Here is a 25,659-nt window from a genome sequence, read left to right as displayed (position 1 = left end):
AAAATGCCGGGGTCCGAACCCCGCCATGCCTGCCGCCGCGCCCGGCTACGCTTGCCCATCGCCCTCCAGCCATGCCTGCATCCGCTGCAGGAAAGCCTTGTGGCCGTGGCGGTCGAACTGCTGGTTCAACGCCAGCTTGCCGGCGGCCGCCTTGCCTGCCGCCTTGCCCGCCGGCGTTCCGTTCGCACGCGACTGGCCGAAGTTGAGCTGGATGTGGCTGTTGCCATGGTGGCCGCTCTTGTCCTGCACGCGGATGTCGATTGAAATCGGCTTGTTCCAGCCCGCCGGCGCCTGCCCGGTGAATTTGCCCGTCGCCGGGTCGAACTTCAGCCACGAGGGCAGCGGCTGGCCATCGCTCTGCCGGGCGACGATGCTCAGGCTGGCCGTGGACTCGCGGGTGATGATGGTGGCCGGCGGCAGCGTGATGGAGAAAGACTGCCCGGACACCAGCGGCCTGACGCCAAGATCCGGGTTCACCTGCAGCGCGATGGTGGGGTTGGCCGCCACATTGCTGACAAAGGACGGCGCCGCGCCGTTGACGGTGTCCGTCGTGCCGAAAGTAGGCGTAGTGACGCTGGTTACGACGCCGGCATGATCGGTCGGCAGCGTGGCCGTGCCTGGCCCGGTGTTGCCGCTAACCGCGGCCAACACGATATTGGGCGTGATCGGCGGCAGCTGTATGGTGTTGCCGAAGCTGGTCGTCGCGACAGTCGCCACCGGGGTCACCGTGCTGGTCGTCACCACCGGCGTCGAGACCTGGTACGAGGGCACGCTGACCGTGCCCGCCAGCTGGTTGCCGGCGACATCGCTGACCGTGCCGCTCTTGATCGCCAGCGACAGGGTGCCGTCGCCGCCCACCCCGGTCAGTTGAATGGCGTAAGTGGTCGCGTTGATCTGCGTGACGCTCGCCACCGTGCCATGCGCGCCGCCGCTGGTCACCACGCTCAGGTCGGCTGCGTTGAACCCGACCACCGGTTTGGAAAACACCACTTGGTAGCCCAGCGTGCTGGCCGAAGTGCTCAAGGCGTCGGTGGCGGTAAAGCTCTGCACCTGGGGCGCGGCGGTGTCCACCGTGATGGTGTAGCCGGTCGACTGCCCGCTGATGTTGCCGGCCGCGTCGGTCGCCGTCGCCCGAATGCTGTGGTTGCCGTCGGCCAGGCTGCTCGCCAGGTTGTAGCTCCACGCGCCGCTGCCGTTCGCCGTCGCCGTCCCCACCGCCGTGCCGTCCACGTACACCGTCACCGTGCTGTTCGCCTCTGCCGTGCCTTGCACCGTCGGCTGGTTGTTGTCGGTGATGCCGTCGCTGTGGCTGCTGCCGGTGTCCGACGACGTGGCCAGCGCCAGACCGGTCGGCGCATTGGGCGCAGTGGTGTCGATGGTGACGTTGTAACCGCTGGATTGCGCGCTGATGTTGCCGGCCGCGTCGGTCGCCGTCGCCCGGATACTGTGGTTGCCGTCGGCCAGGCTGCTCGCCAGGTTGTAGCTCCACGCGCCGCTGCCGTTCGCCGTCGCCGTCCCCACCGCCGTGCCGTCCACGTACACCGTCACCGTGCTGTTCGCCTCTGCCGTGCCTTGCACCGTCGGCTGGTTGTTGTCGGTGATGCCGTCGCTGTGGCTGCTGCCAGTATCCGACGCCACGCTCAGCCCCAGACCAGTCGGCGCATTGGGCGCGGTAGTGTCGATGGTGATGGTGTAGCCGCTGGACTGCGCGCTGATGTTGCCTGCCGCGTCGGTCGCCGTCGCCCGGATGCTGTGGTTGCCGTCGGCCAGGCTGCTCGCCAGGTTGTAGCTCCACGCCCCGCTGCCGTTCGCCGTCGCCGTGCCCACCGCCGTGCCGTCCACGTACACCGTCACCGTGCTGCCCGCCTCGGCCGTGCCTTGCACCGTCGGCTGGTTGTTGTCGGTGATGCCGTCGCTGTGGCTGCTGCCGGTGTCCGACGACGTGGCCAGCGCCAGACCGGTCGGCGCATTAGGCGCAGTGGTGTCGATTGTGATGCTGTAGGCCGCCGACAGCGTGCTGACATTGCCGGCCGCGTCGGTCGCCGTCACCCGCGCGCCATGGTTGCCGTCCGGCAGATTGGCGCTCAGGCTGTAGCTCCACGCGCCGCTGCCGTTCGCCGTAGTCGTCCCGACCTGGAAGCCATCGATATACACCGTCACCGTGCTATTGGCCGGCGCGGTGCCCTGCAGCGTCGGGGTGTTGTCGCTGGTGATGCCGTCGCTATGGCTGCTGCCGGTGTCCGTCGCCGTGGTCAGGCCGCTGATTGCCGGCGTCGTCGGCGTCGCGGTATCGATGGTCACGCTGTAGGCGGTCGCCTGGCTGCTGACATTGCCGGCGGTATCGGTCGCCGTCGCGCGGATGCTGTGATTGCCGTCCGCCAAGCTGCTGGAAACGTTGTAGAACCACGCACCGGTATTGTCCGCGGTAGTCGTACCAACCGCCGTGCCATCCACATACAACGTCACCGTGCTGTTCGCCTCGGCCGTGCCTTGGACCGTTGGCGTGTTGTCGCTGGTGACGCCGTCGGAGCTGCTGCTGCCGGTATCGGTGGCAGCGGTCAGACCTGTCACCGTCGGCGCGCTTGGCGCGGTGGTGTCGATCATCACCGTGTAAGCAGTCGATACGCTGCTGTTCACCGAGCCGCTGGTTGCCATGGCGGTTATCGCATGGCTGCCGCTGGCGATCGGGTCACTGAAGGCATAGCTCCAGGCGCCGGTGCCGCTGGCGGTGGTGGTGCCCACCGATACGCCATCCACATAGATGGTGACGGTGCTGTCCGCTTCCGCCGTGCCGGTCACCGTCGGCGTGGCGTCGCTGGTGATGCCGTCGGAACTGCTGCTGCCGGTGTCGGTGCCCGCAGTCAGGCCGCTCACCGACGGCGTCGGCAGCTGGATGGCGATGTTGCGGGTGACGGCGGCACTGTTCACTTCGCCGTCGTTGACCACGAAGCTGATCACCCGGGTGGCGGTATTAGGCGAACCGGAGGTGTCGTTGTACGTTACCGCCTGCAAGGCTGCCTGCCATTGCGCCACTGTCGCGGTCGCGCCGCTGGAGGTCAGCGTCAGCACCCCGGTGCCGCTGTTGTAGCTGGCGACGATGTTGCCGTAGGTGGACGCGCTGGTATTGGTGAAGGCCAGCACGTCCTCGCCGCTGTGGAAGTTGCCGGTGATCGACACCGTGCCGCTCGCCAGCGTGGTGTTGTCGCGGTCGGACACCGTGATGCCGCTGTCCACCGCCACCGGCGTCGGCGTGCCGCTGAGGGTATAACTGCCGTTGGCGCCGGACACGGTGGCGATCGGCGTCTGGTCGGTGTCGGCCACCGTCACGCTGCGTGTCGCCGTGGCGCTGTTCTTGGTGCCGTCGTTGACCACGAAGCTGATGGTGCGCGTGGCGTTGTTGGGCGTGATCGCGCTATCGGTGTAAGTCACCGCGCGCAAGGCCGCCTGCCACTGCGCCAGCGTCGCGGTCGCGCCGCTGGAAGTCAGCGTCAGCACACCCGTGCCGCTATTGTAACTGCCGCTGATATTGCCGTAGGTGGTGGAGTTGGTATTGCTGAACGCCAGCGTGTCTTCCGCGCTCTGGAAGTTGCCGGTGATCGACACCGTCGCGCTGGCCAGCGTGGTGTTGTCCAGGTCGGACACCGTGACGCCGCTATCCACCGCCACCGGAGTGGAGGTGACGTTGTTGCCGGCGGTGAACGCGGCGCTGCCGCCGCTGGCGGTGAGCAGCGGCGTCTGGTCGGTATCCGCCACCGTCACCGTTTTGGTGGTGGCGGCGCTGTTCTTGGTGCCGTCGTTGACCACGAAGCTGATGGTGCGCGTCGCGCTGTTCGGCGTCACCGCGCTGTCGGTGTATTTGACCGCGCGCATGGCAGCCTGCCATTGCGCCACCGTCGCCGTCGCCCCGCTGGAAGTCAGCGTCAACACCCCGGTGCCGCTGTTGTAGCTGCCGACGATGTTGCCGTAGGTGACGGCGCTGGTATTGGTGAAGCTGAGCGAGTCCTCGCCACTGTGGAAGTTGCCGGTGATCGATACCGTGCCGCTGGCCAGCGTGGTGTTGTCGAGGTCGGACACCGTGATGCCGCTGTCGACCGCCACCGGCGTGGAGGTGGCGTTGTCGCCGGCGGTGAAGGCCGTGCTGCCGCCGCTGGCGGAGGCGATAGGCGTCTGGTCGGTATCCGCCACCGTCACCGTCTTGGTCACCGCCGTGCTGGTATTGCTACCGCCGTCCTGCACCTGGAAGCTGATGGTGCGGGTGGCGCTGTTCGGCGTCACCGCGCTGTCGGTATACGTCACCGCCCGCAATGCGGCCTGCCATTGCGCGATGGTGGCGGTGGCGCCGCTGGAGGTCAGCGTCAGCACACCGGTGCCGCTGTTGTAGCTGGCGCTGATGTTGCCCATGGTGCTGCCGTCATTGGTGAACGCCAGCACGTCCTCCCCGCTGTGGAAGTTGCCGGTGATGGACACGGTGCCGCTGGCCAGCGTGCTGCTGGCGTTGTCGGTGACGCTGACGCTGCCGTCCACCGCCACCGGCGTGGAGGTGGCGTTGTCGCCGGCGGTGAAGGCCGAACTGCCGCCGCTAGTGCTCAGCAGCGGCGCGTCGCTGATTGCCAGCGTCACGCTAGACGCCGAGCTGGTGCCGCCGCGGCCGTCGTTGACCGTCACCTGCACAGTGCGGGTGGAGGTATTGGGCGTGCCGGCGGTGTCGTTGAAGGTCAGCGCGTTGACCAGCGTGCCCACCCTGGAGGCAGTGGCGTTGCTGTTGAAGTCGACGATCAGATCCTGCCCGCCGCTGCCCACCCCGCTGCTGTCTATGGTGCCGACCGCTACGCCGCCTACCGACACCGTACTGCCGGAGTTAGTGCCGTTGCTGAGCGTGACCGTGCCGGCGGTGCTGATGCCCAGCACGTCCTCGCCGCTGTGGCCGTTGGCGGAGATGTGCACCGTCAGATTGCCGCCGTTGAAATTCGAAGTATCGCTGTCGCTGACCGTGGCCGCGGTGCCGGTGTCCAGGCTCACCGCGCCGCTGCCGGCGTAGTAGGTATTGCTGTCGCCGTTCAGGTTGCTGATCACCGGCGCGCTGTCCGCCGCCACGGTGACGGTCTTGGTCACCGTGGAACTGGTGTTGCTGCTGGCGTCGGTGATGGCGAAGCTGAGGGTGCGGGTGCTGGTATTCGGCGACAGCGAGCTGTCCCGGTAAGTCACCGCCTCCAGCGCCGCCTGCCACTGGGCATTGGTGGCGGTGGAACCGCTGGAGGTCAGCGTCAGCACCCCGGTGCCGCTGTTGTAGCTGCCGCTGATATTACCCATGGTGCTGCCGTTATTGGTGAATGCCAGCACGTCCTCGCCGCTGTGGAAGTTGCCGGTAATCGATACCGTGGCGCTGGTTTGGGTCGAGGCCGCGGTATCGCTGAGCGTGATGCCGCTGTCCACCGTCACCGCGTTGCCGTTGCCGGAGCTGTAGGCGCTGCTGCCGCCGCTGGCGGTCAGCGTCGGCCCCGGGAAATGGAAGGTGGTGGCGTTGATGGCGCCGATGCCGACCAGGCCGGTGACGTTGTGGCCATTGGCCGAGATCACGCGGAAGGAGTCGATGCCGACGAAATTGCTGTTGCTGGACACATTGAAGGTGACCGGCGAGCCGTCGTTGTCGATGTCGCTGACGCTCTGGCTCAAGGTGGCGCCGGCGACGGCGGAACCGTTCAGATAGCCCACCAGCTGCATGGTGCCGCCGTTGAAGGTGGAATCGTAGCCGTTGATCACCACGGTGATGGAGTTCAGCGTGAACAGGCTGCCATCGTTGGGCTTGACCGAGAAATAATTGATCTGCTTGACGCCGTTGCTCAGCGCGTCGACGGTTTCCGTGGAGCTCGAACCATCCTTCTCGACGATGATCATCTCGTTCTGACCGTCGCTGTTCGAGTTCATGTTCATGGTGAAATTCCAGCCAAGGTAATTGCTTACCGTCAGCGTGGCGTTGCCGGTGGGCACCACGGTGGTGGAACCGTCCAGCGAATCGAAACTGGTGGTGCCGGAAGTCGGCTGCGTCAGCAGGCCGTCATAGCCCGACAGGTCCAGCGTCGCCACGTGCAGCTTGCCGGTGGCGTATTCCAGCGTCCAGTCGCCGCCCAGGCTGGCGGCGCCGGTAAGGTCGGTAGAGCCGGCTGTCACGCGGCCGCTTTCCTGCGCGATCGCATTGACCAGCGCCGCGCCGTCGCTGCCTTCGGCCACATCGCAGCCGTAAAGCAGGATGTCGCCGCCGGGGCGCAAGGCCTGTCCTATCGTGGCCAATTCCGCCTGATAGCTGGCGACATTGGCCGTCGTCAGCTGCGTTGTGCCCAGCTGCAGATCGTTTTCCTGGCCGTGCGAAATGATGTGGATGGCGCCGTAGCCGCTGTGGGTTTGCGCCCACTGCGCGATCTGCGCCAGGCCGTCCTTGCTGCTGTCCAGAATCACCACCTGGTAATTGGACGGCAACTGCGACACCAGGCTTTGCAGGTTGGCGACGTCGTTTTCGACGAACACCACTTGCGGCACGTTGGCCGCGCCGTCGCGCGCTCCGACCGCGCGCGGCGCTTCTGCGGCCGACTGCGCCGCGGCGGCGGCCGGCCTAGCCTCGCCGTGATGCTGCTGCGCGCCGGCGTCCTGCGGGTCGTGCATCACGCCGACATGCTGCGCGACATGGTTGGCGGTGGCAGCCACTGCGCCGTCAAACATCATCCGGGGCTCCAGCGCCTGCAACAGCAAGCGATTGGCCGGACGGGCCGCCTGTTTGGCCGCCTGCTGCCGGCCTGCCGATTTCCACCATGCCATGATGACTCTCCCGACCACTGCCGACGGCCATCGCCGCAGCATGAATAAAGGACGTTCAACTAGATAAATAGACTAGTTGCCCGCATAAGAACATGTTGTTCGGGTAAATAAGCTTTAGATAAATTTACTTAGCAAACGCCAGCCGGTGGCCACTCCCATCCCGGCTTGCGGCAAACAGGCGCATCCCGTATCGTGCGCAACAGTTTTCAAGGAATGCCGATGACCGCCACCCCGCTCTACTGCGCCGAAGCCGCGCGCATCGATGCCGCCCGCCTGCTGGCCGACCGTTTCCAGCTTCCCCTGATCCGCCAGCGCCCCGCCGACGGCTATTGGCTGGAGTTGGGCGCGGAACGGCTGGAGCTGGTCACCACCGGCAAGCACGGCGCGGTGTATGCCGAATTCGTCGAGGGCGCGGCGCGCCATCGCCGCGAGCAGGGCGGCGGCCGCGGCCAGCCGGTGGCCAAGGCGGTGGGCCTGAAAGGGGCGAAAGATTTGCCTTACGTGGTGGACGCCACCGCCGGCCTGGGGCGCGACAGCTTCGTGCTGGCCACGCTGGGCTGCCGGGTGACGATGGTGGAACGCTCGCCGGTGGCGGCGGCGCTGCTGGCCGACGCGCTGGCGCGCGCGGCGCGCGACGACAGCACCCGCGACATCGCGGCGCGGATGACGCTGGCGCACGCCAACTCGCGCGACTGGCTGGCCGGCCTCGCCGACGATCAACGGCCGGACGTGGTGTTCGTCGACCCGATGTTCCCGGACACCGACAAGAAAGCCGCCGCCGCCAAGAAAGACATGCAGGCCTTCCAGCAGGTGATAGGCGACGATATGGACAGCGCCGAATTACTGGCCGCCGCCATCGCCGCCGCCAAGGTGCGGGTGGTGGTGAAAAGGCCGCGCTTGGGCGCGGCCATCGAAGGCGTCAAGCCATCGGCGGTGCTGGACGGCAAGTCCACCCGCTTCGACCTGTACGTGATCAAGGCGCTGGCGTCAGCCTGAGTGCGCGGCGCGGCTGTCGCCGGGTGCCTGCGCCCGGTCGTCCATGCCGTAGTCGCGCACTACCGCCGCCACCCGCAGCCGGTAATCGGCGAAAAACTTTCCCCGCCCCGCCGCCTGCGCCGCCCGGTGCGATTCCAGATTGCGCCAGGCCGCCACCGCCTCCTCGTCGCGCCAGAACGACAAGGACAACAAAGCATCCGGCCGCGCCAGGCTCTGAAAACGCTCTATCGAGAGAAAACCGTCTACGCCGGGCAATGTCTCCGCCAGCCGCGCCGCCCACTGCAGATAAGCATCTCGGCCGTCCGCCGTCGGCGTGGCTTCGAAAATCACTGCGATCATTTGCTCTCTCCCGCGCCGAAGCGGCGCATTCTGATATTCGGCGGCCCCTGAAAAACGATGCCGCCGCCCAAAGCCCGCCAATCCGGACGGCTTGCCTCCAACGCGTCCAGCGCGCCGCAGGCGATCGCCAAGGCCAGCCCTTCGCCCGGACAGGCATGCCGGCCGCGGCCGAAATCCAGCGCCTCTGCTGGTCCCGCCGGGTCATGCGCGGCGGCGGCCAGCAACACCAGCACCTGGTCGCCGGCCTTGAGCCGCTGCCCGGCCAGCTCGACATCCTCCGCCACGAAGCGGCGGGTGTGATGCAGCGCCGGATCGACGCGCAGGCGGCGCTTCCACTCGCCCGCATCACGCCAATCCCACGGTCCCTCGCAACGCCAAGCGATGCCCGCCGACAGCAGCCCGGCGCCGGCGTCGCGGCTCTGGAATAGCGCGCCCAGCAGATTGGCCGCCAATGCGGCCTCGTCCAAATCCACAAAAGCCTCGCGCCAGCGCCGCAGCCAGCCATTCACAGGCAAAGACGCCAATTCGTCGAGCAAGGCCCAGCAGGCTGCAGCGCCCTGCTCCCGCGCCGCATCGTCGGCGTCCGCCGCCAGCGCGCGGCAAAGCAAGGCAATGCCCTCCCCCACAGCGGACAGGCGCGCCGCAGGCCAACCCAGCGCCGCGGCCAGCGCGGCGACAGGCAGCAAGTCGATCAGGCCGTCTATGCGGCAGCCGCTCAACTCGCCCTCGGACAAGAAGCGCGCCGCGAGCGCTGCCGCCACCCCTTCGACCTCGCTTAAGGACAAGGCCGCCAGACTATCCCTCACCGCGCGTCGCAAACCGGCATGCGTCGCGCCCTCGCTCATCCGCAGCCAGCCGCCAAAGGCCTGGCCCAGAACCGAGCCGTCGATGGCGGGCGGCACCGGCTGCCCGCTCGGGCGCACCCGGCAGACCGGACTGTCCAGGACCGCGCCGACGGCGCGGTGCGACGCCGCCAGCCATATCCCCAAGGCCTCGTCGTAATGCCAGCCCTTCTCCGCCAAACTGCGGTAGTAGGGATAGGGGTCAGGATGGCGCGCGGCCATCAAAACGTTTTGCGGCCAGGCGCTCATGCCGCCTCTCCCAGATATTTTCGCTTCACCGCATCCACGCAGCGGGCGCGGGAGCTAGCCGCCTGCTCATCAGGCGCGAACAAGGCGCTGACCGCGTCCAGCAGGTCCACCGCCCGCCACAATAAAGGAATGTCGGCAGCCGGCACGCGCGCCAGCCGCTGGCCGTCGGTCAGCCTGTCGATCACGGCGATGGCCGCGCCCTTGGCCGCGATCTGTTCGATTCGCCCCTGCCGGGTGCATGCCCCGTACACCCCAGCCAGGAAATGCGCCCACTCCTCATCCAACGGCGCTTCGCTCTCCGCCGCGATGCCTTCGGACGCCAAACAGCGCAACTCGGCGCGGTAACGCTGATCGAAACGCCCCCGCAGCGCGGCGGCATCCGCATGCTCCGCCTCGATCAGCCATTCCATCATCGCTCGCGGATACCAGGCCAGCTCGCCGCGCATCCGGCGTTCGCCGAAATGCGAGGACGCCATGCCCGATCCGGACAGTCGGTAAGAAGGCAAGGGCATCCGCCCCGCCTGTTGCAGCTCGCGCAGGCGCTCGGGCGCGCTGCGGCAGCGAAACAACAACTGCGGCTCGCTCAGAAAATGGCTTTGCAGATAATCCAACAAGGCCTGCATGGCGAAACTCCTTGGCTAGCGCTTTCAATGCCGTTATCGTAGCCATCCCTTCCCCATGATGTTTCACGCTGGAGTGAACCATGATCGCCGCCCATCTCCCGGACATCAGCCGTCTGGCCAGCCTGCTGGCCGACCCCGGCCGCGCCCGCATGCTGCTGTTGCTGCTGGACGGCAGGAGCTATCCGGCCAGCGAACTGGCTCAGCACGCCGGCCTCAGCGCCCAGGCCGCCAGCAACCACCTGGCCAAGTTGCTGCAAGGCGGCGCGGTGAAAGTGGAGCGGCACGGCCGCCATCGCTACTATCTGCTGGCCAATGCCGCCATCGCCCAGGCGTTGGAGGCGCTCAGCGCGGCGGCGCATGGCCACGATCTGGCCAAGCCGGCGGCCAGCCGGGTGGCGCCGACGCTCAGGCTGGCGCGCACCTGCTACGACCACTTGGCCGGCAAACTGGGCATCGCCGTCGCCGACGGCATGCAGGCGAGCGGCTGGCTGGCGCTGAACGGGGAGAGGCAGTTCGAAGTCACCGCGGCGGGGCGCGGCTGGTTCGCCGAGGCGTTGGGCGTGGCCGAGCCGGCGAGCGGCCGCCGGCCGCAGGCGCGCGCCTGCCTGGACTGGAGCGAGCGGCGGCCGCACCTGGCCGGCGCCTATGGCGCGGCGCTATGCCGGGAGTTTCTGGCGCGCAGCTGGGTGGAGCGGCGGCAGGATAGCCGCGCGCTGAGAATCACGCCGGCCGGGCTCGCCTTCTTGCGCGAGCAATGGGGCATCCGGCCGGAAACGCTGGCGGAATAGTCCGCCTCAGGCGGTCAGCCGCTCGGCGAAGCCTTCCGGGATGGCCGGGCGGCCGCGCTCGTTGATGGCGGTACCGATCACCAAGCCATCCAGCGCCACCTTGCCGTCGGCCTGGCGGATCACTTGCTGGCGAAAACCGAAACGCACTTTGGAAACAGCCTCGAACGCCACGGTGACGATGAATTGGTCGCCGCTGGTCAGCGAAGCCTTGTAATCCATTTCCGAACGCACCACCACCAGATTGACCTTGTCGCGCGCCAGCTGGGCGAAGTCTATGCCCTTGGCCAGCAGAAACTCATGGCGGGCATGTTCCAGGTAATTGAAATACACGCCGTTGTTGACGATGCCCTGCATGTCGCATTCGTAGTCGCGCACCTTGAATTCAACGGAAAAAACCGACATCTGACGCTTCCTTGCTGATGAAATGGAAAGCCCCCGCCCGGCGGCCGCGCGGCGGCGGAAGCGGGGCGGGGAACGGCGGGCAGTTTGGCAGAACGGCGGCGGCAAGGCCAGCCGTGCCGGAGGCGGCGGTTCAGCGCGCGGGAGGAATGGGCGGCTTGGCGGGCGCCGGGCGGTTTATCTTCAGCCACTCCACCCGCGGCAAAGCCTGCTGGGCGGTTTGCTTCAGCTGCCAGGCCAGCCAGTTTTCATTGCCGGAAAAGATCATGCGCTGCGGCTCCAGCCATGGCGGCGCAGCCGCTGTTCCACCGCGGTGGCGGAGCGGCGGCAGGCCAACACCGGAATCCCCAGCGCGGCGGCGCTGTCGCGGTAATGCCGCATCACGTTGTGGCCGAGGAAGTCGGTCAGCAGGATCAGCACGTCCGGCTTGCCCGGCAGCGCCGCCTTGCGCTGATGCGCGACGTTGCGCCCGCAGATGTGGCGGGCGATGCGGATATTGTAATGCTGCAGGACTTCCGGGATATTGCCCAGGCTGTCCGCGCCTACCAGTAGCGCCTCCATCTTTCCTCCTAGCCGTGTCGCACGGATTCAGGTGATGTCCTGACTGTAAATCCCGCTTGTAATTTCTTCTAGTAATATGAAATTTTAATCCTATCTCTTTTTAATATATAAAGACTGTCTAATGCCGCCGCGCTCGACAGCCCGGACAAAACCCGCTACCCTCGCCGCCCCGCGCCGTCGCGCATAAGCCACTGATTTGTCTATACAAATGAATGCCGTTGTCCTTGCCGTGGGCGCCATGCTCACTCTGGCGCTGCTGCGCACCCACGTCGTCATCAGCCTGCTGCTGGGCGCCCTGATCGGCGGCCTCGCCGGCGGCCTGTCGCTGTCCGCCACGCTGACCGCCTTCAACAACGGCATCACCGGCGGCGCCTCGGTGGCGCTGTCCTACGCGCTGCTCGGCGCCTTCGCCGTCGCCATCGCCAAATCCGGCCTGCCGCACGCGATGGCCGAACTGGCGGTGAAGCGGCTGGAGCACAGCAGCGGCCACGGCCGGCTGAAATGGACGCTGATCCTGCTGTTGGGCTGCGTCAGCGTCGCCAGCCAGAATCTGGTGCCGATACACATCGCCTTCATCCCGATGCTGATTCCGCCGCTGCTGTACGTGATGGCGCGCTTGAAGCTGGACCGCCGGCTGGTGGCCTGCGTGATCACCTTCGGCCTGGTGACGCCCTATATGGTGTTTCCGGTGGGTTTCGGCGACATCTATCTGAAACAGATTCTGCTGGGCAATGCCGCCAAGGCCGGCATGGACATCCGCGGCATCAACGTGATGCACGCGATGGCGATTCCGGCGCTGGGCATGGTGGCGGGTCTGCTGTCGGCGGTGCTGGTCAGCTACCGCAAGCCGCGCCAGTATTCGCTGGGCAAGATCGAACACGCCGAGCGCACCCGCGCCCGCGTCAGCCCCAAGTCGCTGGCCACCGCGCTGGCGGCCATCGTCGCGGCGTTCTCGGTGCAGCTGTACACCGGCTCGATGATCATGGGCGCGCTGGCCGGCTTCCTGCTGTTCCTCGCCACCGGGGTGGTCAAGTGGAAGGACGCCGACGGCGTGTTCAACGAAGGCATGAAGATGATGGCGATGGTGGGCTTCACCATGATCACCTCGCAAGGCTTCGCCGAAGTGCTGCGCGCCACCGGCGAGATCGCCCCGCTGGTCAAGGCCGGCGCCGCGCTGTTCGAAGGCCAGCGCCCGCTGGCGGCGCTGGCGATGCTGGCCATCGGCATGACGGTGACGCTGGGCATAGGCTCGTCGTTCTCCACCGTGCCCATCCTCACCGCCATCTACGTGCCGCTGTGCGCGCACCTGGGCTTTTCGCCGCTGGCCACCGTGTCCATCATCGGCACCGCCGGCGCCTTGGGCGACGCCGGCTCGCCGGCATCCGACTCCACCATGGGGCCGACTTCCGGCCTGAACCTGGACGGCCAGCACGACCACATCCGCGACACGGTGATCCCCACCTTCCTGCACTTCAACCTGCCCTTGATGGCGGCCGGCTGGATCGCGGCGATGGTGTTGTAGAATGGGCGCCATGGATACCGATATCGACACCCGCCTGGCCGAGCTGGAAGTGAAGCTGGCGTTCCAGGACGAGCTGCTGGACGCGCTGAACGCCACCGTGGCGCGCCAGCAAAAGGAAATGGAATTGCTGCAACAGCAGATGCGGCTGCTGTACCAGCAGCTGCGCAGCAGCCAGCCGGACAACGGCGCCGGCGGCGGCCACGAGATTCCGCCGCACTACTGAGCGCCCGGCGATGGCCCAGCATCCGCAAGACTTCGCCCGCGCCATCCGGCCGCCGCTGGGCGATTGCGGCTGGGCGATAGGCGGCAGCACGCTGCTGGCGGAAGCCGGCCTCGCGCTGCAACCGCGCGACCTGGACCTCGTCTGCAGCGAGGCGGCCTTTCCCGCCGCCTACCGCGCGCTGGCGGCGCGGGCGCGCGACATCACCCCGGCTCCCCATCCTCGCTTCGCCACCGCGCGCTTCGCCCGTTTCGAAACCCCGGACGGCCTGCAGATAGACCTGATGGCCGGGCTGCGCATCCGCTCGACCGACGGCATTCATGATCATCCGTTCCGGCAGGACGCCATCCGCTGGCGCGGCGGCCTGCCCTGGTGTCCGCTGCGCGGCTGGCTGGACATGTACCGGCAAATGGGGCGGGAAGAACGGGCGCGGCAGATTGAGCGCCTGCTGGCGGACCCGGCGGCGCGCCTCATCTGAAAACCGCAATTGCTAATTCGAAATGCCGATAACAAACCATTGATTTTAAAAGTATTTATAGCGCAAATACTCCCGTTTGGCCGCTGTCCCTCCGCCCACTATCGCCGTCGTCCCTCCCCAGCTACTCTGGCCTTGTACCGCCGCGCTTCATCGCGCCAATCCACCCAGGGGCAAACCATGACGTCCAACTTCGCCGCGCGCCGCGCAGCCTGCTGTTGATTCCCACTCTTCTCAGGAGCACGACATGGCACACCCCATCGCAGTCAATGTCCCGGCCAAACAGGAAATCGAAGCCGTCGACGGCGTGGTCAAGCAATTGAAGGAGTATCAGTCCAAGAATTGGGCCATCGGCCTGAACGGCGACAACCTGGCGCCGGACAGCTTCCTGGCCTTCTTCACCGAGCGCCAGCTGCCGTTCAGCTACTACGTGCGCGCCCAGGGCGTCAGCGTCGGCGAGCCGGCCGCCTACCAGATCAATACCGACACGCTGAACCATTATGTCGGCCTGATCCGCAGCTCGGAAGGCATCGCCGTCCACGGCGTGATAGAACAGCTGAACCGCTACAAGGCCAATAACTGGGCGATCGGCCTGAACGGCACCACACTGCAGCCGGACGACTTCCTGCCGTTCTTCGACACCCGCGGCGTGGCCTTCGCCTACTACGTGCGCAGCGGCGGCGTCGAACTGGGCGCGCCCAGCGCCTACGATGCCAATATCAAGGCGCTGCAACAGTATCTGCAACAGCTGTAACCGCCGCTCGCTCGCCGCCCGTTTCCAATAGCGGGCGGCGAGTCTTTTCGCATTTCCAAAGAAATAATTCATGCCTGAAACATGAATTCATTTAATCTGTGCATTTCCAAACATGGACTGGCAAAATGCCGCGCCGCATGCCGAACCATGTCCATACATGTTGAATTAACTCCCTCTTCAATGAATCCCATTAAGATAAATTGACTGTATGAGTCATTGGGCGCGCGCTTCTTAAAATAACAACTCTCGCTCCGTGAGACGCAAGGAAATACCCATGCTGTGGAAAAAATTAGCCGTTCCCGCCGCTGTTCTTTTAGCCGCATTGCTGACAGGATGCGCGACTCCGACCAAGATGGCCATGTCGGAAAACCCCGCAGCCAAGCCATCCCAGGATAAAGCGGTATATTTGATGACGGCCACCATCAAAAATGCGTACAAGCCATCCTTCCAACCCGATCTGCTGGTGACCCATTTTGAAAAAAATGGCGGCGCCACCTCGGCGGACCGAATCAATTTCGTGATGGATGAACTGGCGAAAGATAAAAATGACGCGGCAAAAGACGGGCATTCCTATTTGCTTCGCTTCGAGCTGGACAAAGGCAAATATAATCTTCGCGGCATGACTGCGATGGCCAATGCCTTTATTGTCATCGGCAATTTCTTTATCCCGCTGCATCAAGAACTCAATGCCAACGAGCCTGGCCTGTATTACCTTGGCCATGTGCAGGCGGACGTCCGCGAACGCCAGGGAAATGAATTCCGCGCCGGCCCGCCGATCCCGCTGATCGACCAAGCCGCTACCGGCGCCTCCGGCGGCACATTCGACGTGGCGATCCAGGACGCGTGGGAAACCGATGAAGCCAAGTTCCGCAAACGCTTCCCGGGCCTCGCCGACCAAACCATCCACAAAGCCATCCTGCCGCCGTTTGATCGCGCCGCCGCGCAGAAATGGTGGGAAGACCACTAAACGTCGGCAGCGAAGCCATCACCCGCTGCGGCGGCTGAGCTGATCCGTCGCAATATGGCCCGGCATGCCCGGGCCTTTCTGTTTCAAGCGCGGCACGCCGCTCGCCATCTTCTTGGACACTGGCCCACACGCGCGGCATGCTGGCCTATCAAGCTGGCCGGCTAGGCTATTCCGCCTCGCCCAGCCACTTGTACATCACCAGGCAGTCCACCAAACCATGAACGGCGTGGCGATAGGCGCGCGGCAAGCGGCCGACCGTCTCGAAGCCCAGCTTGCTCCACAGCGCCACCGCCGCCGCGTTGCTGGCCACCACGCTGTTGAACTGCAGCGCCAGAAAACCGCGTTCGCGCGCGCGCCGCTGCGAGTGCTCGCACATCGCCCGCGCCACGCCCTTGCCGCGCGCCGCCGGCGACACCATATAGCCGCAGTTGCCGACATGGCCGCCGGGCCCGGCGGCGTTGGCTTTCAGAAAATAGCTGCCGAGAACCGCGCCGTCCTCTTCGGCCAGCCAGGTTTCCAGCGGCGCCTCGCACCACAGCGCCCGCGCCGCCGCCTCTCCCATCGCCGGGTCGAAAGCGTAAGTCTCTTGCGCCGCGACGATGTCGCGGAATATCGGCCAGAACGCCGCGAAATCCGCCGGCGTCATCCGTCTGATCAGCATTTTGCCTCCCGGGTGGCCGTCACGCCGCCGGCTGCGACGGAGAATGGTGGTGAGGGTGCGGCGCCGGATGCGTCATGTCGCCGGACAACAGGCTGGCGCCGGCGATCAGCGCGCCGCCCAGCCATTCCTGCATGCTCATCTCCTCGCCAGCCAGCAAGTAGGCCGACACCGCGGCGAACACCAGCTCCATCAGCATCAGCGTCATCGCCTGCGTCGCCGGCAGGATGGACAGCCCGTGTTGCGAGATCACGCTGGTGCACAGCAGCACCACGCCCAGAATGGCCAGGATCAGCCAGCTCTCGGCCGGGATTTCCAGCATCCTGTGCAATTCGCCGCTGCGCAGCAGGCTGACCGCGCCGATCAGCGCCACCCCGAACCAGATGGTGGCCGACTTCACCGCCACCGGAATGGTGTGCAGCTTGCGGCTGACCACGTTGCCGAAGGCGAAGGCTAGGCCGCCGGACAGCGCCAGCCACTCGTAGGAGTGGGTCAGCGGCAGCTCGCCCGCCAGCAGCCCCGGCCGGTAGATGAACACGAAACAGCCGAGCAGCGACAGCGCCACCACCATCCAGCCGCTGCGCGTCAGCCTTTCATGCAGCAGCAACCGCGACAGCAGCGCGGTCCACAGCGGCGACAGGTAGAACAGCAGCAGCACCCGCATCACCTGCCCTTCCGCCACCGCCATGGTGTAGCTGAAATTGCACCAGCCGAACACCAGCATCAGCAGCAGCAGCGGCGGCTCCAGCCGGAACTCGCGGCGGTAGACCTTGAAAAACACCGTGACGCCGACCGCGATGGTGATCAGATAGGTGGCCAGCGAAGCCATCGGCACGCTGACGCCGCTGGCCTTCAGGCTGCGAAACGGATACCACATCAGCGCCCACACCAGCGCGGTGGTGAGGATGCCGGAGGTGGCGAGAAATTTTTGTTTTACAGGTGTCATGGCTGTTCTTAAGATGATTGATTGCCCGTGCCGAATTTCATGGAGACGCCGCGTTGAACCCACGCCTGGCCCAACTGCATCCTTATCCGTTCCAGCGCCTGGCCGCGCTGCTGGCTGATTGCCGCCCGCCGGCCGAACTGCCCCACGTCAGCCTGGCGATGGGCGAACCCAAGCACCCGGCGCCGCAGCTGGTGAAGGACGCGCTGTGCGCCAACCTGTCCGGCCTGTCCGGCTACCCGGCCACGCAGGGCTCGCCGGCGCTGCGCCAGGCCTGCGCCGACTGGGCGGAGCGCCGCTACGGCGTCGCGCTGGACCCGGTGCGCCAGGTGCTGCCGGTCAACGGCAGCCGCGAGGCGCTGTTTTCGCTGACGCAATGCCTGATAGACGCCGACGGCGGCGCGAAACCGGTAGTGGTCTCTCCCAATCCGTTTTACCAGATTTACGAAGGCGCGGCACTGCTGGCGGGGGCCGAGCCCCATTACCTGAACTGCGAGGCGCGAAACCGCTTCCAGCCCGACTGGGACAGCGTGCCGGACGAAATCTGGCGCCGTGCCCAGCTGCTCATCGTCTGCAGCCCGGGCAATCCCACCGGCGCGGTGATGGGTCTGGCCGACTGGCAAAAGCTGTTCGCGCTGTCCGACCGTTACGGCTTCGTCATCGCCAGCGACGAATGCTATTCCGAAATCTATTTCGACGCGCCGCCGCTGGGCGGCCTGTCCGCCGCGCGGCTGTCCGGCCGCTCTTTGGAGCGGCTGGTGATGCTGACCAGCCTGTCCAAGCGCTCCAACGTGCCCGGCATGCGCTCCGGCTTCGTCGCCGGCGACGCGGCCATCCTGGAAAAATTCCTGCTTTACCGCACCTATCACGGCAGCGCGATGAGCCTGACGGTGCAGGCCGCCAGCCAGGCCGCCTGGAACGACGAAGCGCACGTCGAGTCCAACCGGGCCGCCTACGCCGCCAAGTTCGCCGCGGTGCTGCCGCTGCTCTCGCCGGTGCTGGAGGTGGAAATGCCGGAGGCCGGCTTCTACCTGTGGGCCAAGGTGCCGGGCGGCGACGACGCCGCCTTCGCCCGCGCGCTGTTCCAGCAGCAACACGTGACGGTGCTGCCTGGCAGTTTCCTGGCCCGCGACGCCCATGGCGCCAACCCCGGCCGCGGCTACATCCGCATCGCCTTGGTAGCCGGCCAAGATGAATGCGTGGCCGCCGCGCAAAGAATTGTAGAATTCTGCCGTACGCAATCCGCCGCCCTGACGGCGTGAAACACCGCAACCCGACAGACAAGATCAAATAATGACGACATCCATCCACATTGCCAAAGGACTGAACCAGATGCATCCGATCCAAAGCCTGATCGAACAGGCATTCGAGAACCGCGCCGAAATCACCCCCGCCACCGTGTCGGCGGAACTGAAGGCGGCGATAGACCAAGTGATCGCCGAGCTGGACAGCGGCCGCCTGCGCGTCGCCGAGAAGCAAGGCGCCGACTGGGTAGTCAACCAGTGGGTGAAGAAGGCCGTGCTGCTGTCGTTCCGCATCCGCGACAACGCGGTGCAAGACGACGGCGTGTCGCGCTACTTCGACAAGGTGGACACCAAGTTCTGCGACTGGAACCAGGCCCGCTTCCAGGAAGCCGGCTTCCGCGTGGTGCCGGGCGCGGTGGCGCGCAAGGGCAGCTTCATCGCCAAGAACACCGTGCTGATGCCGTCCTACGTCAATATCGGCGCCTACGTCGACGAAGGAGCGATGGTGGACACCTGGGCCACCGTCGGTTCCTGCGCCCAGATCGGCAAGAATGTGCACCTGTCCGGCGGCGTCGGCATCGGCGGCGTGCTGGAGCCGCTGCAGGCCAACCCGACCATCATCGAAGACAACTGCTTCATCGGCGCGCGCTCGGAAATCGTCGAAGGCGTGATCGTCGGCGAAGGCTCGGTGATCTCGATGGGCGTCTACATCGGCCAATCCACCAAGATCTACGACCGCGAAACCGGCGAAGTGATGTACGGCCGCGTGCCGCCGGGCTCGGTGGTGGTGTCCGGCAACCTGCCGTCCAAGGATGGCAGCCACAGCCTGTACTGCGCGGTGATCGTCAAAAAGGTGGACGCGCAAACCCGCAGCAAGACCAGCATCAACGAACTGTTGCGCGGCGTCTGAACCGCGGCTGGCCGCGCCGGCGCTTGTCCGGCGCGGTTTTAAGGCAAATAACTTGACTCTCAAGTCAAGACAAACGCATTGCGCTGCGGCAAATTTGCACTCAGTAACATAGCGATATTTGGCGGCACGCCCGCAACGCTATAAAATCCAGCTATTCGAGACTGGATGGCGCGCCACCCCCCAAGCTGCCCGCCCGGCACCGCAGAGTGGCGGCCCCTCCTCACCCGTGTCGCGGCTCCGCTCTGCCGCTGCGGTGAAGCTCGCGTGAATTTCGCCGTCTCACCGGGGTCTCAACAAGACTCCTCTTGCAAGCAGTTTGGAATTTTCGTGTCCTCAGACCATTTCATCGAATTCAGGAACGTCAGCTTCGCCTACGGCGACCGGCCCATCCTGAAAGATCTCACCTTGGGCGTGCCGCGCGGCAAGCTGGTGGCCATCATGGGCGGCAGCGGCAGCGGCAAGACCACCCTGCTCAGGCTGATTTCCGGCCAAATCCGCCCGCAAGCGGGCGAAGTGCTGATAGACGGCCGCGACATCGCCAAGATGAGCCAAGCCGAGCTGTACCAGCACCGCCGCCGCATGGGCATGCTGTTCCAGTTCGGCGCGCTGTTCACCGACCTGTCGGTCGCCGACAACGTCGCCTTCCCGCTGCGCGAGCACACCAAGCTGCCGGAAAGCATGATCCGCGACCTCGTCACCATGAAACTGGAGGCGGTGGGCCTGCGCGGCACCCAGAAGCTGATGCCGGCCGAACTGTCCGGCGGCATGGCGCGCCGGGTGGCGCTGGCGCGCGCCATCGCGCTCGACCCGCAGCTGATGCTGTACGACGAGCCGTTCACCGGCCTGGACCCGATCTCGCTCGGCGTGATCGCGCTGTTGATCAAGAAACTCAACGACGCGCTCGGCACTACCGCGGTGATGGTGACGCACGACGTGCACCAGTCGCTGGCCATCGTCGACCACGTGCTGTTCGTCGCCAATGGCCAGATCATCGCCCAGGGCTCGCCGGACGAAGTCCGCAACTCCGATTCGCCGTGGGTGACGCAGTTCATCAACGGCGAGGCCGACGGCCCGGTGCATTACAACTATCCGGCGGCCAGCTCGCTGGCCGCCGACCTGGGGCTGCAAGGGGGCGCGCATGCTTGATTTCCTGACTTCGCCGCTGCGCCGGCTCGGCCACGCCACCATCAACGCGGTATGGCGGCTGGGCTTCGCCGCCCGCTTCCTGGCCGCCATCCTGCTCAACAGCGGCCAGAGCCTGCTCAGGCTGCAGCTGACCATACGCGAGATCTACTTCGCCGGCGTGATGTCGCTGATCATCATCGTCGTCTCCGGCCTGTTCGTCGGCATGGTGCTGGGCCTGCAGGGCTACACCACGCTGGCCAAGTTCGGCTCCGCCGACGCGCTGGGCGCGATGGTGGCGCTGGCGCTGCTGCGCGAGCTGGGCCCGGTGCTGGCCGCGCTGTTGTTCGCCAGCCGCGCCGGCAGCGCGATGACCGCCGAAATCGGCCTGATGAAGACCACCGAGCAGCTGGACGCGATGAGCGTGATGGCGGTCAACCCGATGGCGCGGGTGATCGCGCCGCGCTTCTGGGCCGGCGTGATCTCCATGCCCATCCTGGCCGCGCTGTTCAACGTCGTCGGCGTGTTCGGCGGCTATCTGGTGGGCGTGGTGATGATAGGCCTCGACGCCGGCACCTTCTGGTCGCAGATGCAGGGCAATGTCGACCTGCACTACGACGTGATCAACGGCCTGATCAAGAGCCTGTGCTTCGGCGTCGCCATCACGCTGATCGCCGTGTTCGAAGGCTACGACGCCACCCCGACCGCCGCCGGCGTGTCGGCCGCCACCACCCGCACCGTGGTCACATCGGCCTTGGTGATCCTGGCGCTGGATTTCGTGCTGACCGCCTTCATGTTCTAGGAAAAAAACCGAATGAAACGCTCTACCATTGATTTATGGGTCGGCATCTTTGTCGCTCTGGGCATCGCCGCCGTCGCCTTCCTGTCGCTGAAAGTGGCCAACCTGACGCCGCAGAGCGCGTCGCAAACCTACGTCGTCTACGCCGACTTCGACAACGTCGGCGGCTTGAAGGTAAAAGCGCCGGTCAAGGAGGCGGGCGTGCTGGTGGGCCGCGTGGCCGACATCCGCCTGGACCCGAAAACCTACCGCGCCCGCGTCGCGCTGAACATCGACAAGACCTACCAGCTCAGCGACGACGTCAGCGCCTCCATCCTGACCTCCGGCCTGTTGGGCGAGCAATACATCGGCCTGCAGCAGGGCGGCTCGGAAACCACCCTGGCCGCCGGCGGCACCATCACCATCACCTCGTCGGCGATGGTGCTGGAGCAGTTGATCGGTAAATTCATGACCGGATTTTCCGGCAAAGACGCAAGCAAATAGCGTCGCAAGCGGGCAACCCTCCACGCGGGCATCCGCGGCCGGCGCTGGCCGCCGCTCTGCTCCGCATGAACTGTGAAACATGGAATCTTGCAAATGAAAAAACTGTTTACCCTGTTCTGTCTGATCGTCGGCCTGTCGTCCACCCAGGCCATCGCCGCCGCCGACTCCCCGGTTGAAATCATCAAGGACGGTTCGCGCCAGGTGCTGGACATCCTGAAGCAGGACAACGGCAAGAACACCAAGCAGGTGCGCCAGCAGGCCGAAGCCGCCGCCGTGCCGCTGTTCGATTTCCCGCGCATGACCGCGCTGGCGGTCGGCCTGGGCTGGCGCCAGGCCACCCCGGAGCAGCGCACCCAGCTGACCCAGCAGTTCCAGACCCTGCTGGTGCGCACTTACTCCACCACCATGACCCGCTTCAAGGCCGCCCAGGTCGACGTGAAGGCCAACCCGGCCCTGTCCGCCAACGGCCGCGACACCACCGTCAAGACCAGCGTCACCCTGCCGGGCAACGCCAACCCAGTGTCGGTGGATTACGTGATGTACAAGGGCGACAAGGGCTGGAAGATCTACAACGTCAGCGTCGAAGGCGCCAGCCTGGTCACCGTCTACCGCAACAGCTTCAACGAAGAAATCCAGAAAACCGGCGTGAACGGCCTGATCAAGCTGCTGCAGGACAAGAACGCCACCCCGGCCGCCGCTGCCGCTGCCGGCAAGGGCAAACCCTGATGCTGAAGACCACCGCCCCCGGCGAGGCCAGCCTCAGCGGGCGCATCGACATGGCGGCCAGCGCCGGACTGGCGCGCGCGCTGGCCGAGCTGGCGGCGCGCGGTCCGCTGCGGCTGGACCTGTCCGGCATCGAGGCGGCCGACTCGTCGGCGCTGGCGCTGCTGCTGCAGGCGCGCCGCGCCGCCGCCGCCGCCGGCCACGCGCTGACCTTCGCCGGCATGCCGGCGGGTCTGGCCACCCTGGCCGGCCTGTACGATCTGGGCCCCCTGCTATCCGCCGGAGAGTGAAATGCGCCGCATCCTGCCCCTAGTCGCCATTCTGCTGCTGGCCGGCTGCGCCAGCGCGCCGGCCACGCCGTACGACCCGTACGAGCCTTACAACCGCACGATGTTCAAGGTCAACGACACCGCCGACCAGTGGGTGCTGCGCCCGCTGGCCCAGGGTTACCAGAAAGTGGTGCCCTCGCCGGTGCGCACCGGCGTCGGCAACTTCTTCGACAACCTGAAGGATGTCTACAGCTTCGCCTTCAACGTGCTGCGCGCCGAGCCGGAAAAAGCCGCCAACGACTTCATGCGCGTGGCGATCAACTCCAGCTTCGGCTTGTTCGGCCTGATCGACATCGCCGACCAGGCTGGCCTGAAGAACAACAAGACCACGCTGGGCGACACGCTGGCCACCTGGGGCTGGAAGAGCAGCAACTACTTCGTGCTGCCCTTCTTCGGCCCGTCCACCGTGCGCGACAGCGCCGGCCTGGGCGCGTCGCTGGCCGGCCCCGGCCCGGAGCGGCTGGTCTACCACAACAGCCGGGAGGCCATCGCCTTCTACGGCGTCTACGGCGTCAGCACCCGCGCCAAGTATCTGGGCGTGGACGGCTTGCTGGACACCGCCGCGGTGGACCGCTACAGCTACACCCGCGACGTCTACATGCAGCTGCGCGCCAAGCAGCTGGGACAGCCGGATCCGACCCAGCCGGCCGACAACCTGAACCTGGACGAACTGATGGACTCGCCGGGACCGGGCGGCAAGAGCGACAGCTCCGCGCCGGCCGCGCATGCGGTGGAGAGTTCGGCGCCGGCCGCGGCCTCCGCCGCCCAGTAAGGCCGCCGTCGACCGGACCAGCGCGTCGCCCTGTGGGCGGCGCGTTTTTTTTGCCGCCTGGCGCGCGGCATCCGTGCGCGGGCAAGCGGCCATGGCGCGAGTAGGGTTACAATACCCCGGCCGCCCTGGCGCCAAGCGCAGCCTGGCGGCCGTTTTCATTCTCAATTTGTCAGGAAACACCATGAGTCAATTGCCCGCCTGCCCGCAATGCGGATCGGAATACACCTACCAGGACGGCGCGATGTTCGTGTGCCCCGAGTGCGCGCACGAATGGAACGAGCAAAGCGCCGCGCCAGCCGAGGAACAGCGCGTGGTGCGCGACGCGGTCGGCAACACGCTGCAGGACGGCGACAGCGTCACCGTGATCAAGGATCTGAAGGTCAAAGGCTCGTCGCTGGTGGTCAAGGTCGGCACCAAGGTCAAGAACATCCGCCTGGTGGACGGCGACCACGACATCGACTGCAAGATCGACGGCATCGGCGCGATGGGCCTGAAGTCGGAATTCGTCAAGAAAGCCTGAGTCCGCCGCCCGCCCGGCTCCGGGCAAAGAAAAACGCCGCGCTCCCGATGGAGGCGGCGTTTTTTCGTCTGCGCGAATGGGGCGGATCAGCTGATGCGTTCGATCAGCGCGCCGACGGCGCCCAGCTTCTTCTCGATATGCTCGTAGCCGCGGTCGAGGTGGTAGATCCGGTCGACGATGGTTTCGCCTTCCGCCACCAGGCCGGCGATCACCAGGCTGGCGGAGGCGCGCAGGTCGGTGGCCATCACGGTGGCGCCGGACAGCTTGTCCACGCCCTTGACGATGGCGGTGTTGCCTTCCACTTCGATGTTGGCGCCCATGCGGTTCAGTTCCGGCACGTGCATGAAGCGGTTCTCGAAGATAGTCTCGGTCACCACGCCGGCGCCTTCGGCCACGCAGTTCAGCGTCATCAGCTGCGCCTGCATGTCGGTCGGGAAGGCCGGGTACGGCAGCGTGCGGAAGTTGACGGCCTTCGGACGCTGCTTCATGTCCAGCGAGATCCAGTCGTCGCCGCACTCGATCAGCGCGCCGGTTTCCTGCAGCTTGTCCAGCACCGCTTCCATGCTCTTGGGCGCGGCGTTCTTCAGCACCACGTGGCCGCGGGTCATCGCGCCTGCCACCAGGAAGGTGCCGGCCTCGATGCGGTCCGGCATCACCGAGTAGTCGGCGCCGTGCAGGCGCTCGACGCCCTCGATCACCAGGCGGTCGGTGCCGATGCCGGAGATCTTGGCGCCCATCGCCACCAGGCAGTGGGCCAAGTCGGTCACTTCCGGCTCGCGGGCGGCGTTTTCCAGCACGGTGGTGCCTTCGGCCAGGGTGGCGGCCATCAGCAGGTTCTCGGTGCCGCCGACGGTGACCATGTCCATCACCACGCGGGCGCCGCGCAGGCGCTTGGCGCGCGCCTTCACGTAACCGTGCTCGATCGACACCTCGGCGCCCATCGCCACCAGGCCCTTGATGTGCTGGTCGACCGGACGGCTGCCGATCGCGCAGCCGCCGGGCAAGCTGACCGTGGCTTCGCCGAAGCGCGCCAGCGTCGGGCCCAGCACCAGGATGGACGCGCGCATGGTCTTCACCAGATCGTACGGCGCCACCAGGCTGTCCAGCTGGCCGGCGGTGATCTCCATCTCGTGGACATTGTCGGTCATCACCCGCACGCCCATGCCCTGCAGCAGCTTCTGGGTGGTGGCGATGTCGCGCAGCATCGGCACGTTGGTGAAACGCATGGTGTCGCCGGTCAGCAGGCTGGCGCACAGAATGGGCAGCGCGGCGTTCTTGGCGCCGGAGACGCGGATTTCGCCGTTGAGCGGGCCGTTGCCGATGATTTTCAGTTTATCCATGGTGTGGCTTTCAAGCTTGCAGTTTGGCCCACTCGTCCGGCGTGGCCGCCTTGACGATGGAGAGCGCGTGGATTTCGTTGCTGGCCAGGCGGGCGGCGATCACTTCCTTCACCATGCGGTGGCGGTCGATCAGGCGCTTGCCCTCGAAGGCGGCCGAAACCACGGTGGCGTAGAAGTGGTGGCCGTCGCCCTCCACTTTCAGGTAAGTGCATTCGAGGCCGGCCTCGATGTATTGCTTGACTTGCTGTTCGGTCATTGCGGGAATCCAGAG

27 protein-coding genes are annotated in these 25,659 nt (G+C 66.1%); 16 read left to right on the top strand and 11 right to left on the bottom strand.

Annotated features, from left to right (window positions below; genetic code table 11):
* Nucleotides 1-45: 45 nt before the first annotated feature.
* Nucleotides 46-6,810 carry an Ig-like domain-containing protein gene (locus U6115_RS02200; protein ID WP_193603931.1) on the bottom strand — a complete coding sequence of 2,255 codons (6,765 nt, stop codon included), beginning with the start codon at nt 6,808-6,810 and terminating at the stop codon, nt 46-48.
* A gap of 219 nt (nt 6,811-7,029) precedes the next feature.
* Between U6115_RS02200 and U6115_RS02195 the strand changes: the two genes are divergently transcribed.
* On the top strand, nt 7,030-7,806 hold the full coding sequence (locus U6115_RS02195) for a class I SAM-dependent methyltransferase (protein ID WP_043580959.1): 777 nt from the start codon (nt 7,030-7,032) through the stop codon (nt 7,804-7,806).
* On the opposite strand, the gene U6115_RS02190 is transcribed toward U6115_RS02195, so the two are convergent.
* Genes U6115_RS02190 through U6115_RS02180 form a run of 3 tightly spaced genes read right to left on the bottom strand, consistent with a single transcriptional unit; the run spans nt 7,798 to nt 9,859 of the window.
* Nucleotides 7,798-8,145, bottom strand: coding sequence for an antibiotic biosynthesis monooxygenase family protein (locus U6115_RS02190; protein ID WP_043580957.1), 348 nt, complete (start codon nt 8,143-8,145; stop codon nt 7,798-7,800). The genes U6115_RS02195 and U6115_RS02190 overlap by 9 nt on opposite strands.
* Nucleotides 8,142-9,236, bottom strand: coding sequence for a cytochrome P450 family protein (locus U6115_RS02185; RefSeq protein ID WP_052258436.1), 1,095 nt, complete (start codon nt 9,234-9,236; stop codon nt 8,142-8,144). Before U6115_RS02185 ends, U6115_RS02190 begins: the two co-directional genes overlap by 4 nt.
* The gene (locus U6115_RS02180; RefSeq protein WP_052258435.1) at nt 9,233-9,859 is read right to left on the bottom strand and encodes a DUF6058 family natural product biosynthesis protein; all 627 of its coding nucleotides are present in this window, start codon (nt 9,857-9,859) and stop codon (nt 9,233-9,235) included. Before U6115_RS02180 ends, U6115_RS02185 begins: the two co-directional genes overlap by 4 nt.
* 80 nt (nt 9,860-9,939) lie before the next feature.
* Between U6115_RS02180 and U6115_RS02175 the strand changes: the two genes are divergently transcribed.
* On the top strand, nt 9,940-10,647 hold the full coding sequence (locus U6115_RS02175; RefSeq protein WP_043580954.1) for an ArsR/SmtB family transcription factor: 708 nt from the start codon (nt 9,940-9,942) through the stop codon (nt 10,645-10,647).
* A 6-nt stretch (nt 10,648-10,653) separates the two neighbouring features.
* On the opposite strand, the gene U6115_RS02170 is transcribed toward U6115_RS02175, so the two are convergent.
* The 3 genes from U6115_RS02170 to U6115_RS02160 all read right to left on the bottom strand — a co-directional run bounded on the left by U6115_RS02170 (nt 10,654) and on the right by U6115_RS02160 (nt 11,607).
* On the bottom strand, nt 10,654-11,049 hold the full coding sequence (locus U6115_RS02170; protein WP_043580951.1) for an acyl-CoA thioesterase: 396 nt from the start codon (nt 11,047-11,049) through the stop codon (nt 10,654-10,656).
* A 130-nt stretch (nt 11,050-11,179) separates the two neighbouring features.
* A complete protein-coding gene (locus tag U6115_RS02165; protein WP_255361870.1) occupies nt 11,180-11,314 on the bottom strand; it encodes a hypothetical protein in 135 nt (44 codons plus the stop codon).
* Entirely contained in the window at nt 11,311-11,607 is a 297-nt protein-coding gene (locus tag U6115_RS02160; RefSeq protein ID WP_043580949.1) for a DUF2325 domain-containing protein, read from the bottom strand. The genes U6115_RS02165 and U6115_RS02160 overlap by 4 nt, the downstream gene beginning before the upstream one ends.
* A 208-nt stretch (nt 11,608-11,815) precedes the next feature.
* Between U6115_RS02160 and U6115_RS02155 the strand changes: the two genes are divergently transcribed.
* From U6115_RS02155 to U6115_RS02135, 5 genes are all read left to right on the top strand, one after another.
* Nucleotides 11,816-13,129 (top strand): Na+/H+ antiporter family protein, encoded by a 1,314-nt coding sequence (locus U6115_RS02155; RefSeq protein WP_043580946.1) that lies wholly within the window; start codon nt 11,816-11,818, stop codon nt 13,127-13,129.
* A 10-nt stretch (nt 13,130-13,139) separates the two neighbouring features.
* The gene (locus tag U6115_RS02150; protein WP_043580970.1) at nt 13,140-13,352 is read left to right on the top strand and encodes a SlyX family protein; all 213 of its coding nucleotides are present in this window, start codon (nt 13,140-13,142) and stop codon (nt 13,350-13,352) included.
* Between the two features lie 10 nt (nt 13,353-13,362).
* Complete coding sequence (locus tag U6115_RS02145) at nt 13,363-13,827, top strand: hypothetical protein (protein ID WP_043580943.1); 465 nt, start codon at nt 13,363-13,365, stop codon at nt 13,825-13,827.
* 244 nt (nt 13,828-14,071) lie between these two features.
* Complete coding sequence (locus tag U6115_RS02140; protein ID WP_043580941.1) at nt 14,072-14,578, top strand: hypothetical protein; 507 nt, start codon at nt 14,072-14,074, stop codon at nt 14,576-14,578.
* Between the two features lie 274 nt (nt 14,579-14,852).
* Nucleotides 14,853-15,545 carry a hypothetical protein gene (locus tag U6115_RS02135; RefSeq protein WP_047238931.1) on the top strand — a complete coding sequence of 231 codons (693 nt, stop codon included), beginning with the start codon at nt 14,853-14,855 and terminating at the stop codon, nt 15,543-15,545.
* 166 nt (nt 15,546-15,711) lie between these two features.
* Here the strand turns inward: U6115_RS02135 and U6115_RS02130 are convergent, their stop codons facing one another.
* On the bottom strand, nt 15,712-16,206 hold the full coding sequence (locus U6115_RS02130; protein ID WP_043580937.1) for a GNAT family N-acetyltransferase: 495 nt from the start codon (nt 16,204-16,206) through the stop codon (nt 15,712-15,714).
* Between the two features lie 19 nt (nt 16,207-16,225).
* Nucleotides 16,226-17,149 carry a DMT family transporter gene (locus U6115_RS02125; protein ID WP_047244496.1) on the bottom strand — a complete coding sequence of 308 codons (924 nt, stop codon included), beginning with the start codon at nt 17,147-17,149 and terminating at the stop codon, nt 16,226-16,228.
* A gap of 53 nt (nt 17,150-17,202) precedes the next feature.
* Here U6115_RS02125 and dapC point away from each other — a divergent pair, with 53 nt between their 5' ends.
* The 9 genes from dapC (at nt 17,203) to U6115_RS02080 (ending at nt 24,048) form a co-directional block, all read left to right on the top strand.
* Nucleotides 17,203-18,408, top strand: a complete 1,206-nt coding sequence (gene dapC / locus U6115_RS02120; RefSeq protein WP_043580936.1) for a succinyldiaminopimelate transaminase — start codon at nt 17,203-17,205, stop codon at nt 18,406-18,408.
* A gap of 70 nt (nt 18,409-18,478) precedes the next feature.
* On the top strand, nt 18,479-19,300 hold the full coding sequence (gene dapD / locus U6115_RS02115) for a 2,3,4,5-tetrahydropyridine-2,6-dicarboxylate N-succinyltransferase (RefSeq protein ID WP_043580965.1): 822 nt from the start codon (nt 18,479-18,481) through the stop codon (nt 19,298-19,300).
* Nucleotides 19,301-19,627: 327 nt separating this feature from the next.
* Complete coding sequence (locus U6115_RS02110) at nt 19,628-20,446, top strand: ABC transporter ATP-binding protein (RefSeq protein ID WP_043580935.1); 819 nt, start codon at nt 19,628-19,630, stop codon at nt 20,444-20,446.
* The gene (mlaE, locus tag U6115_RS02105) at nt 20,439-21,224 is read left to right on the top strand and encodes a lipid asymmetry maintenance ABC transporter permease subunit MlaE (protein WP_043580934.1); all 786 of its coding nucleotides are present in this window, start codon (nt 20,439-20,441) and stop codon (nt 21,222-21,224) included. Before U6115_RS02110 ends, mlaE begins: the two co-directional genes overlap by 8 nt.
* Before the next feature lie 12 nt (nt 21,225-21,236).
* Nucleotides 21,237-21,704, top strand: coding sequence for an outer membrane lipid asymmetry maintenance protein MlaD (mlaD, locus tag U6115_RS02100; RefSeq protein WP_043580932.1), 468 nt, complete (start codon nt 21,237-21,239; stop codon nt 21,702-21,704).
* A 93-nt stretch (nt 21,705-21,797) separates the two neighbouring features.
* A complete protein-coding gene (locus U6115_RS02095) occupies nt 21,798-22,430 on the top strand; it encodes an MlaC/ttg2D family ABC transporter substrate-binding protein (RefSeq protein WP_043580930.1) in 633 nt (210 codons plus the stop codon).
* Nucleotides 22,430-22,717: an STAS domain-containing protein gene (locus U6115_RS02090; protein WP_043580926.1), complete on the top strand. Its 288-nt coding sequence runs from the start codon at nt 22,430-22,432 to the stop codon at nt 22,715-22,717. The genes U6115_RS02095 and U6115_RS02090 overlap by 1 nt, the downstream gene beginning before the upstream one ends.
* A gap of 1 nt (nt 22,718) precedes the next feature.
* Complete coding sequence (locus U6115_RS02085; protein WP_043580924.1) at nt 22,719-23,528, top strand: MlaA family lipoprotein; 810 nt, start codon at nt 22,719-22,721, stop codon at nt 23,526-23,528.
* Nucleotides 23,529-23,709: 181 nt separating this feature from the next.
* Nucleotides 23,710-24,048, top strand: coding sequence for a zinc ribbon domain-containing protein YjdM (locus tag U6115_RS02080; RefSeq protein WP_043580922.1), 339 nt, complete (start codon nt 23,710-23,712; stop codon nt 24,046-24,048).
* Between the two features lie 86 nt (nt 24,049-24,134).
* On the opposite strand, the gene murA is transcribed toward U6115_RS02080, so the two are convergent.
* Nucleotides 24,135-25,388 (bottom strand): UDP-N-acetylglucosamine 1-carboxyvinyltransferase, encoded by a 1,254-nt coding sequence (gene murA, locus U6115_RS02075; protein ID WP_043580920.1) that lies wholly within the window; start codon nt 25,386-25,388, stop codon nt 24,135-24,137.
* A gap of 10 nt (nt 25,389-25,398) precedes the next feature.
* Nucleotides 25,399-25,644 (bottom strand): BolA family protein, encoded by a 246-nt coding sequence (locus U6115_RS02070; RefSeq protein WP_043580919.1) that lies wholly within the window; start codon nt 25,642-25,644, stop codon nt 25,399-25,401.
* Nucleotides 25,645-25,659: the final 15 nt, after the last annotated feature.

Source organism: Chromobacterium subtsugae, assembly GCF_035919665.1.
Lineage (GTDB): Bacteria > Pseudomonadota > Gammaproteobacteria > Burkholderiales > Chromobacteriaceae > Chromobacterium > Chromobacterium subtsugae.
The sequence above is the reverse complement of the archived record's forward strand: the minus strand, read 5'-3'. Positions and strand labels throughout refer to the sequence as shown.

Coding starts and splice junctions, on each gene's coding strand:
- U6115_RS02200 (WP_193603931.1), bottom strand. CDS start 6,810: ATGGCATGGTGGAAATCGGCAGGCCGGCAGCAGGCGGCCAAACAGGCG.
- U6115_RS02195 (WP_043580959.1), top strand. CDS start 7,030: ATGACCGCCACCCCGCTCTACTGCGCCGAAGCCGCGCGCATCGATGCC.
- U6115_RS02190 (WP_043580957.1), bottom strand. CDS start 8,145: ATGATCGCAGTGATTTTCGAAGCCACGCCGACGGCGGACGGCCGAGAT.
- U6115_RS02185 (WP_052258436.1), bottom strand. CDS start 9,236: ATGAGCGCCTGGCCGCAAAACGTTTTGATGGCCGCGCGCCATCCTGAC.
- U6115_RS02180 (WP_052258435.1), bottom strand. CDS start 9,859: ATGCAGGCCTTGTTGGATTATCTGCAAAGCCATTTTCTGAGCGAGCCG.
- U6115_RS02175 (WP_043580954.1), top strand. CDS start 9,940: ATGATCGCCGCCCATCTCCCGGACATCAGCCGTCTGGCCAGCCTGCTG.
- U6115_RS02170 (WP_043580951.1), bottom strand. CDS start 11,049: ATGTCGGTTTTTTCCGTTGAATTCAAGGTGCGCGACTACGAATGCGAC.
- U6115_RS02165 (WP_255361870.1), bottom strand. CDS start 11,314: ATGATCTTTTCCGGCAATGAAAACTGGCTGGCCTGGCAGCTGAAGCAA.
- U6115_RS02160 (WP_043580949.1), bottom strand. CDS start 11,607: ATGGAGGCGCTACTGGTAGGCGCGGACAGCCTGGGCAATATCCCGGAA.
- U6115_RS02155 (WP_043580946.1), top strand. CDS start 11,816: ATGAATGCCGTTGTCCTTGCCGTGGGCGCCATGCTCACTCTGGCGCTG.
- U6115_RS02150 (WP_043580970.1), top strand. CDS start 13,140: ATGGATACCGATATCGACACCCGCCTGGCCGAGCTGGAAGTGAAGCTG.
- U6115_RS02145 (WP_043580943.1), top strand. CDS start 13,363: ATGGCCCAGCATCCGCAAGACTTCGCCCGCGCCATCCGGCCGCCGCTG.
- U6115_RS02140 (WP_043580941.1), top strand. CDS start 14,072: ATGGCACACCCCATCGCAGTCAATGTCCCGGCCAAACAGGAAATCGAA.
- U6115_RS02135 (WP_047238931.1), top strand. CDS start 14,853: ATGCTGTGGAAAAAATTAGCCGTTCCCGCCGCTGTTCTTTTAGCCGCA.
- U6115_RS02130 (WP_043580937.1), bottom strand. CDS start 16,206: ATGCTGATCAGACGGATGACGCCGGCGGATTTCGCGGCGTTCTGGCCG.
- U6115_RS02125 (WP_047244496.1), bottom strand. CDS start 17,149: ATGACACCTGTAAAACAAAAATTTCTCGCCACCTCCGGCATCCTCACC.
- dapD (WP_043580965.1), top strand. CDS start 18,479: ATGCATCCGATCCAAAGCCTGATCGAACAGGCATTCGAGAACCGCGCC.
- mlaE (WP_043580934.1), top strand. CDS start 20,439: ATGCTTGATTTCCTGACTTCGCCGCTGCGCCGGCTCGGCCACGCCACC.
- mlaD (WP_043580932.1), top strand. CDS start 21,237: ATGAAACGCTCTACCATTGATTTATGGGTCGGCATCTTTGTCGCTCTG.
- U6115_RS02095 (WP_043580930.1), top strand. CDS start 21,798: ATGAAAAAACTGTTTACCCTGTTCTGTCTGATCGTCGGCCTGTCGTCC.
- U6115_RS02090 (WP_043580926.1), top strand. CDS start 22,430: ATGCTGAAGACCACCGCCCCCGGCGAGGCCAGCCTCAGCGGGCGCATC.
- U6115_RS02085 (WP_043580924.1), top strand. CDS start 22,719: ATGCGCCGCATCCTGCCCCTAGTCGCCATTCTGCTGCTGGCCGGCTGC.
- U6115_RS02080 (WP_043580922.1), top strand. CDS start 23,710: ATGAGTCAATTGCCCGCCTGCCCGCAATGCGGATCGGAATACACCTAC.
- murA (WP_043580920.1), bottom strand. CDS start 25,388: ATGGATAAACTGAAAATCATCGGCAACGGCCCGCTCAACGGCGAAATC.
- U6115_RS02070 (WP_043580919.1), bottom strand. CDS start 25,644: ATGACCGAACAGCAAGTCAAGCAATACATCGAGGCCGGCCTCGAATGC.